This is a genomic window from Streptomyces sp. SID11385, from assembly GCF_010548245.1.
In the GTDB taxonomy this organism is placed as follows: Bacteria; Actinomycetota; Actinomycetes; order Streptomycetales; family Streptomycetaceae; genus Streptomyces.
In genome coordinates this window covers 1-7,537 of the sequence record NZ_JAAGLR010001022.1, presented here as the reverse complement: position 1 = coordinate 7,537, position 7,537 = coordinate 1, and the positions used below count along the sequence as shown (strand labels likewise).

At 72.1% G+C, this 7,537-nt stretch carries 8 protein-coding genes and 1 pseudogene; 6 read left to right on the top strand and 3 right to left on the bottom strand.

What is annotated here, in order from left to right:
- The 4 genes and pseudogenes from G3I42_RS31445 to G3I42_RS38330 form a co-directional block, all read left to right on the top strand.
- Nucleotides 1–404, top strand: a pseudogene (locus tag G3I42_RS31445) (alpha/beta hydrolase); the annotation flags it as partial.
- Nucleotides 401–565: a hypothetical protein gene (locus G3I42_RS37985; RefSeq protein WP_239096803.1), complete on the top strand. Its 165-nt coding sequence runs from the start codon at nt 401–403 to the stop codon at nt 563–565. The pseudogene G3I42_RS31445 and the gene G3I42_RS37985, both read left to right, overlap by 4 nt.
- A 25-nt stretch (nt 566–590) precedes the next feature.
- The gene (locus tag G3I42_RS37980) at nt 591–878 is read left to right on the top strand and encodes a hypothetical protein (RefSeq protein WP_239096802.1); all 288 of its coding nucleotides are present in this window, start codon (nt 591–593) and stop codon (nt 876–878) included.
- Nucleotides 879–1,014: 136 nt separating this feature from the next.
- Nucleotides 1,015–1,140 carry a hypothetical protein gene (locus G3I42_RS38330; RefSeq protein ID WP_275405310.1) on the top strand — a complete coding sequence of 42 codons (126 nt, stop codon included), beginning with the start codon at nt 1,015–1,017 and terminating at the stop codon, nt 1,138–1,140.
- Between the two features lie 982 nt (nt 1,141–2,122).
- Here the strand turns inward: G3I42_RS38330 and G3I42_RS31435 are convergent.
- Complete coding sequence (locus tag G3I42_RS31435) at nt 2,123–3,460, bottom strand: hypothetical protein (protein ID WP_164291093.1); 1,338 nt, start codon at nt 3,458–3,460, stop codon at nt 2,123–2,125.
- Between the two features lie 138 nt (nt 3,461–3,598).
- Between G3I42_RS31435 and G3I42_RS31430 the strand changes: the two genes are divergently transcribed.
- Nucleotides 3,599–4,030, top strand: a complete 432-nt coding sequence (locus G3I42_RS31430) for an ATP-binding protein (protein WP_164291092.1) — start codon at nt 3,599–3,601, stop codon at nt 4,028–4,030.
- 223 nt (nt 4,031–4,253) lie between these two features.
- Here the strand turns inward: G3I42_RS31430 and gdhA are convergent, their stop codons facing one another.
- The gene (gene gdhA, locus G3I42_RS31425; RefSeq protein ID WP_164291091.1) at nt 4,254–5,591 is read right to left on the bottom strand and encodes an NADP-specific glutamate dehydrogenase; all 1,338 of its coding nucleotides are present in this window, start codon (nt 5,589–5,591) and stop codon (nt 4,254–4,256) included.
- 128 nt (nt 5,592–5,719) lie between these two features.
- Nucleotides 5,720–6,616 (bottom strand): LysR family transcriptional regulator, encoded by an 897-nt coding sequence (locus tag G3I42_RS31420; protein WP_343244715.1) that lies wholly within the window; start codon nt 6,614–6,616, stop codon nt 5,720–5,722.
- Between the two features lie 280 nt (nt 6,617–6,896).
- On the opposite strand from G3I42_RS31420, the gene G3I42_RS31415 reads away from it, so the two are divergent.
- A partial coding sequence (locus G3I42_RS31415; RefSeq protein ID WP_203607603.1) for an MFS transporter occupies nt 6,897–7,537 on the top strand: 641 nt, incomplete at its 3' end.

Below are 7,537 nucleotides of genomic sequence, written 5' to 3'. Positions count from 1 at the left end.
CGGCCGGGCACGAGGCCGTCACGACGGTGCTCGCGCTCGCGCCGCGCCTGCCCGAGGACGACGACCCGGTGGCGGAGCCCGAGCCGGTCAGGCACCTCGCGGGCCGCCGTGTCCTCCTCGTCCACGGCACCGACGACCGCCGCACCGACCCCGAACTCTCCTTCCGCCTCGCCGAGCGCGCGAAGAAGGCGAACCGCGACGTGTGCCGCTTCGAGGCGCACACGGACGGCCACTCCCTGCGCCGCTACCGCTCCGAAATCCTCGCCCTGTCCTGCGACTTCACCCTCGGCTCTTTGTGCGGCCTGCCCTACGCCCGCACGGTCGAGGACGCCTTGGCGGCCCCGCCGCCGCTGGGCCTGCGGATGCCGCTGGCGGCGGGGTTCGGGGAGACGCTGCGGGGGTGACGCCGGTGCTGACGACGGCGCTCGCGGTGCTCGGCACGCTCCTCGGCGCCACCGTGACGGGCGTCTTCCAGCACCTGGCGGCGGGCCGTACGGAACGCTCGGCGGCGCGCGCGGTCGAGACAGGACCGTCTGGACGCCGCGGCGGACCTCGTCGCGGCTGACTCGGCGCACCGCCGTGCGCTGCGCATGCGTGGAGAGGCCAGCCTCTCCGGCACGGAGACCGCCACCGAACTGGCCGAGCTGCGCGCCGCGTCGCACGTCACCCGCGCGGCCGCGAAGCGCCCGTACGCCCTCGTACGCCTCCTGATCCCGGACCCCGGAGTGAAGGCGACAGCCGACGCGATGATCACGTCCACGTACGACATGCTGGACGCGGCCACGCCCGCCGAACTGGACGCGGCCCAGGAACGGTCAGGCGCGGCGCACGACCGCTTCATCGGCACGGCGGCGGAGTTCTTCGCGACAGGGCCTTGAGCGGGGCCGTCCGGGGAGCGGGCGTTCCCCTGAGAACCAGGGGGGGACGAGGCCGGCGTCGCCGGAACGGCGGTGACGGCACTCGTCGAAGAATTCGGCCAGCGCCATGCCCGTCCGAAGCGAGTAACTACACCGCGTGGTCGAGGAGGAGGACAAACTGGATGGGGAGCTGTTCGGGCAGCCAGACCATCTGACGGCGCGCGGCATGGAGCCCTCCCGCTGGCGCGCCGCGTTCTCGTCAGGCACCTGTCCCACGCTGTGAGCCAGCGGCCGCACATCCGGCTCCGCCCGCTGAACGAAGGTGAACCGAGGGCCCAATAGATCGAGTTGGACCAGTCCCCGCCCTCGATCCCGAGGGTACGCGAGCCTGGCGACCCGAAAGAGGAACCGGATGTCCTCGATAAGGCCCTCGTCTGCGGTGTGTGCCGCATCCGGGAGACCGGGCTCCCCCAGGGCTGCGGTGAGTGAGCGGCGACGTAGGTGTGAGTAGCGCAGCACGGCAAGGGCTCCCCGCTCTCCGCTCAGGGCTTCCATGAGCCGTCCCCCCAGGTCTGGGCCCACCATGGCGGCACAAGCCCCCTACAGAGTCGTGCACTTATTGGCGCTGCAGGTGCAGCCTTGGCATCAGTCCGGATGCGCCGAGAGAAGACCAGCATGCGTCTCAGGCCAGGAGAAACCGGAAGCCCGGCAACCACACTGATGCACTACCAAATTTTTTGATGTGCGGGATCCAAAGGTCCGAGTTTCGCCGAGGCTCGCCGAGATTGGCCGAGTCCGGCGAAGGGTGCGACTAGCGAAATGGCTGCGCATTCCCGCAACTGCCCCAGCCAGGAATGAAGTTTGCCGGTGGGGCGGGTACTGTTGCCGCAACGCAAAAAGGAGCCCTGCTTCTCGACTCAGGTTTGGCGGCCAGCGGTCGAGAGGGCTCCCCCAGCGGACCCCACCCAAAGCCAAATCAATGAATGGAGGTCTCGCATGTACGATAGCCGCTTTTGGCGTGCCTGGCGAGCCCGGATGAGATACAGCCGCCTAGTGCAGATCTTTCGCCACCTGCGGAAACGTCATCCAGAACTGATACACGAGACCACAAAAGCGTTCTGGAGTGGCGCGTCCTCCAGGCTCGGTACCGGCGCAGTCTCACTGCTCGTGATCTGGTTCGAGTCGCGTCACTGACACCCATACACACATGAAGCAGCCGCAGGGCCGCCCCGTCCCACGGGGCGGCCCTGCGGCTTCGACTCCTCCTACCCCTTCTCCGCCGCCACCTCCCGTACCCGCACTCCCAGCTCCCTGACCGCCCGCGCCCGCGCGTGCGGCTTCAACTGGCGGCGGAGAGTCGCGAAGTGCTCGTCGCCCCGGGCCGTGGAGACGTGTGCGTACGTGTCGAGGAAGTGGGACCAGGAGGTGCAGGATGCGTCCAAGTGGCCGATTCGGTACTGGCGTTGGGCGAGCAGGGCGTAGGCGTGGGCCCGTGACTGGCGTTCCTGCGGGGGCTGGACCGCGATCGACTGTTCGAGCGCCGTGATGCTGCCCGTCCAGTCGGACTCCTCGGCCAGGACGTGGGCGACGTGGAAGAGGTAGGCCGTGCGGTCGTAGCCGCCGATCGCATCGCGGCGGTTGTCGGCGCGCGCGAGGGCGGTTTCCGCCGCGTGGAGGTGGGTGTGGGCGCGGTGGCGGTCGCCAGTGAGGGCGGCGGCGTGCGCCTGCTGGCCGCGCAGGAAGGCGAGAAGGCGGGGTCCTGCGGAGGGAGCCGCTTCGGCGGCCGAGTCGGCCAGTTCGAGGGCGAGTTGACCGTGGCGCAGGCTGGACGCCTGGAGCGACATGCCCCGTAACGTGCGGCTGTACGTCAGCCGGTCGTCGGCGGCTTCCGCGAGGCCGAGGGCCTTCACGTAGTACGTCTGGCCCAGGCCGTGGGCGTTCTCGTACATCGCCATCCAGCCGGTGAGGTACGTGAGGTCGGACGCGGCGGCGAGCATGTCCCGCCGGACGGACTCGGGGCCGGCGGCCCGCAGCCAGGGGCCGACCGTGTTGACGAGGAACGCCGCCGCCATGGGGCGTGCGTGGCCCGCGCCGAACTCGTCGAGAATGTCGGCGATGCGACTCGTCATGGTTCGTACGGCCGAGACCTGGGCGGGGCCGATGCGGGTCGTCGCGGCGGCACCCGCCGTGGAGGCGTGCGCACCCTGCTGGAAGGCGGGGACGGCGAGCGCGGCGGAGAAGAGGGTGGTCGCGAGGACCGCGCGGCGGGACGGGTCCATGTCGGCGCGGCTCAGGTCGATCAGCGCCTCGATCGGGTCGGACGGCAAGTCGACCGGGCCGGAACGGGGTTCGAGCCCGGCCTCCTCGTGCGTCACCGGCCTGCCGAGCCGTGCCGACAGCGCCTCCACGATCAGCGGGCGAACCTCGGACCTCGGTGGCGTTCCCGCGACCCAGTGCGCGACGGCCGTGCGGTCGTACGTGAGATCCAGGCCCGCCTGCGGACCGAGCCGGTTCACTTGACGCGCTACCTGTGTCCGCGTCCACTGGGCCTCGGCGATCAGGGCGGCCAGTCGCGTATTCGGGATGCGCTGCTTACGAGCCATGCTCAACTCCCCGCGGAAGTAGGGCGTTCACGGTGTTCACGGTCACGCGGCCCCACCACCGTACCGCCGCAGGGTCATCAGACGGTTACCTCTCGTGAGTAACCCCGACTTCGTCAGCTCTCACGGGACCGGACACCCATGCCCCAGCGCGAAACCCTGCTGAACCACCACCCCGTAGGCGCCTCCGGCGTGGGCCCGCCCGCATATCACGAGATCCTGCCCCGCACCGAGGAGTCGGCCGAGTCCGCCAGACGCCTCGTCCGGCATGCGCTCGCCGCCTGGGGTCGCCGCCCGCTCACCGGGCCCGCCACGCTCGTCGTCTCGGAACTCGTCGCGAACGCGGTCACCCACGCGTGCGGCGAGGTCGTACGCGTCGCCGTGACGCGGCTCGACGGCGGCGGAGTCGAGATCGCCGTCTCCGACTCCTCGCGCGCCCGCCCCGTCCGCCGCACTCCTGCCCCGGACGCACTCACTGGACGCGGGCTGCTCCTGGTCGCCGCCTTCGCCGAACGCTGGGGCACGGAGCCGAAGCCGTGGGGCAAGCGCGTCTGGGCGGAGGTTCGGGCATGAGCATCCCGCCCCGTGAAGAGTGCCCGCACTGTGCCGAGTTGAGGCGGCAGGCAGTCGCTGCCGAAGCTGTCGGGGACTATTCGCGGGCTGTGGACTGCCGCGTACTCCTCAAGCGGCATCCGCGGCACCCGCCCCGCGAGCCCGCGTAGGCGGGGGGCGGGCCAGCCCCTCGCGCGCTCCCCGCGCCGGGCCCCCAGCAGGTCGACCGGCGCGGGGAGTCGGGTCAGATCAGGCCCTGGGCCAGCATCGCGTCCGCGACCATTTCGAAGCCCGCGATGTTCGCGCCCACCACGTAGTTGCCGGGGGCGCCGTAGCGTTCCGCCGTCGTGTAGCAGGAGTCGTGGATGTGGCGCATGATCTGGGCCAGGCGCTCCTCCGTGTAGGCGAAGGTCCACGAGTCGCGGGAGGCGTTCTGCTGCATCTCCAGGGCGCTCGTGGCGACGCCGCCCGCGTTGGCCGCCTTGCCGGGGGCGAAGGCGACGGCCGCCTCCTGGAAGACGCGCACGGCCTCCGGCGTCGTGGGCATGTTGGCGCCCTCGGCGACCGCCTTGACGCCGTTGCGCACGAGGGTGCGCGCGTCCTCCTCGGTCAGCTCGTTCTGCGTCGCGCAGGGCAGCGCCGCGTCGCACCGCACGTCCCACACGCCCGTACCGGGGACGAACCTCGCGTGCGCGCCGCGCCGTTCGGCGTACTCGGCGATCCGGCCGCGCCGCACCTCCTTGATCTCCTTGAGCAGGTCGAGATCGATGCCCTTCTCGTCCACGACGTACCCGTCGGAGTCGGAGCAGGTCACGACGGTCGCGCCGAGCTGCTGGGCCTTCTCGATCGCGTAGATCGCCACGTTGCCCGAGCCGGAGACCGCGACGGTCTGCCCGTCGAGCGACTCGCCGCGGCTGCGGAGCATCTCGGCGGTGAAGAGCACGCAGCCGTACCCGGTCGCCTCGGTGCGGGCCTGCGAGCCGCCCCACGTGACGCCCTTGCCGGTGAGCACGCCCGACTCGTGGCGGTTGGTGATGCGCCGGTACTGGCCGAAGAGGTAGCCGATCTCCCGGCCGCCCACGCCGATGTCGCCCGCGGGGACGTCGGTGTACTCGCCGATGTGGCGGTGCAGTTCGGTCATGAACGACTGGCAGAACCGCATGATCTCGGCGTCCGAGCGGCCCTTCGGGTCGAAGTCCGAGCCGCCCTTGCCGCCGCCGATCGGCATCCCGGTGAGCGCGTTCTTGAAGATCTGTTCGAAGCCGAGGAACTTCACGATGCCGAGGTTCACCGAGGGGTGGAAGCGCAGTCCGCCCTTGTACGGGCCGAGCACGCTGCTGAACTCGACGCGGAAGCCCCGGTTGACGTGGATGTCGCCGGAGTCGTCCATCCACGGCACGCGGAAGATGAGCTGCCGCTCCGGCTCGCAGAGCCGCTCGATGATCCGCGCGTCGACCAGCTCGGGCCGCCGTTCCAGTACCGGGTCGAGCGTCTCCAGGACCTCTCGCACAGCCTGGTGGAATTCGTGTTCGCCGCGGTTGCGGCGGAGGATTTCGGCGTACAGCGGCTCGACGAGAGTCATACGGACAACCTTCCGTGGATCGGCATCGCGCGTGTGGGAGGCGCCCCGTCCCGGGGGCGCCGACGGCCCCCCTCGCCATTGAGGACGTCCGTGGTGACACCTCCTATTGTCCCAACAGCCCGCGCTCTTTACCCCTCCCCCCTCGGCAGCAGCTTTCCCCGCCTGCCCAGCAGGAACTGTTTGAAGGCGGCGACGGGCGCCGTGTCCGGCGCGCCCTCGCGCCAGGCGAGGCCGATCTCGCGGACAGCGCGGGGCGCGGCGATGCCCAGCTCGACAACCCCCGGGCGCGGGACGGCGGGCGGCGGCAGAAGGGCCACGCCGAGGCCCGCGGCGACGAGTCCGCGCAGCGTCTCGGCCTCCTCGCCCTCGAAGGCGATACGGGGCCGGAAGCCCGCCTCCGCGCAGAGGTCGTCCGTGATCCGGCGCAGCCCGTAGCCCGGTTCGAGTGTCACGAACGTCTCACCGGCCGCCTCCGCGAGCCGGACCCTGCGGCGCGTGGCGAGGGGGTGGCCGTCGGGGACGACGAGGTGGAGGCGCTGTTCGTCGATGCGGCGGGCGACGAGACCCGCCTCCTGCGGGACAGGCGAGGTCAGACACAGGTCCAGCTCGCCCGCGCGCAGGCGTTCGAGCATCGCCTCGCCGTAGTTCTGCACGAGCGAGAAGCGCACGCCCGGGTGGTCGGCGCGGAAGGCGCGCAGGAGTCCGGGGACGGTCTCGGGGCCGAGCGTGTGCAGGAAGCCGAAGGCGACCTTGCCCGCCGCCGGGTCCGCGTCGGCCCGTACCTCGTCCGCCGCCCGCTCCACCTCGCCGAGCGCCCGTTCCACGCCCGCCAGGAACGTCCGCCCGGCGGGCGTGAGCGCCAGGGTCCTGCCGCGCCGCGCGAACAGCGCGACGCCAAGGTCCTCTTCGAGGCGCGCGAGCGAACGCGACAGCGTCGACTGCGGCATGCGCATCTCGTGCGCGGCCCGCGTCACGTGCTCACTGCGCGCCACGCCCAGGAAGTGCGCGAGGCGCGGGGCGAGCACGGTGGCCCAGGACTCGGGATCGAGCGCGGCGACGGGGCGGGAGGGCGGCTCGGGGAGCGCGGGGAGCGGGGGCGGAGGAAGCGGGGGCGGGCTGGTCACGGGTGTCCTCGCAGCGGGATGCGGCACGGGTCGGGCAGGGGCTCGGCAGGGGTGCGCCAGGGATACGTCCGTGGCCGGCACGGCGCCGTACCCGCCCCTGCCTGCCGTCATGCTGCCACGGATCGGTTTCCGCGTTTCCATGCATTGGACGCATGAGTGCGAAGCTCCGTACGTTCGGCTCATGCCCGCCGTCAGTACCGAGGCGCCCGCGGCCCCGCGCCCGGACGCCCTCCGCCCCCTCGCCCGCGCCGAATCCCCCGCCGAGTCCCCCGACCGCCGCCTCCACCCCGGCGGCCCCGGCTTCCGGCGGATGTCGCTCGCGCTCTTCCTCGCGGGCGTCGCGACCTTCGCGCTCCTCTACGCCACGCAGGCCCTGCTCCCCCTCCTCTCCGCCGGCTTCCACGCGAGCGCGAGCGACACGAGCTGGACCGTCTCGGCCGCGACCGGCGCCCTCGCACTCGCCGTCGTCCCGCTCAGCGCTCTCTCCGAGCGCTTCGGGCGGCGCACGATGATGACGGCCGCGCTCTGCGTCGCCGTACCGCTCGCCCTCCTCGCCCCCTTCGCCCCGAGCCTGGGCGCCCTCATCGCGCTGCGCGCCGTGCAGGGCGCCGCGCTCGCCGCGCTGCCCGCCTCCGCGATGGCCTACCTCGCCGAGGAGGTGCGGCCCAAGGCGCTCGTCGCCGCGATCGGGCTCTTCGTCGCGGGCAACAGCGTCGGCGGCATGAGCGGCCGGGTCCTGACCGGCTGGGTCGCGCAGGTGTGGGGCTGGCGCGCGGCGGTCGGCGCGGTCGCCGTGCTCGCGCTCGGCTGCGCCCTCGCCTT

Coding starts and splice junctions, on each gene's coding strand:
- G3I42_RS37980 (WP_239096802.1), top strand. CDS start 591: ATGCGTGGAGAGGCCAGCCTCTCCGGCACGGAGACCGCCACCGAACTG.
- G3I42_RS31430 (WP_164291092.1), top strand. CDS start 3,599: ATGCCCCAGCGCGAAACCCTGCTGAACCACCACCCCGTAGGCGCCTCC.
- G3I42_RS31435 (WP_164291093.1), bottom strand. CDS start 3,460: ATGGCTCGTAAGCAGCGCATCCCGAATACGCGACTGGCCGCCCTGATC.
- gdhA (WP_164291091.1), bottom strand. CDS start 5,591: ATGACTCTCGTCGAGCCGCTGTACGCCGAAATCCTCCGCCGCAACCGC.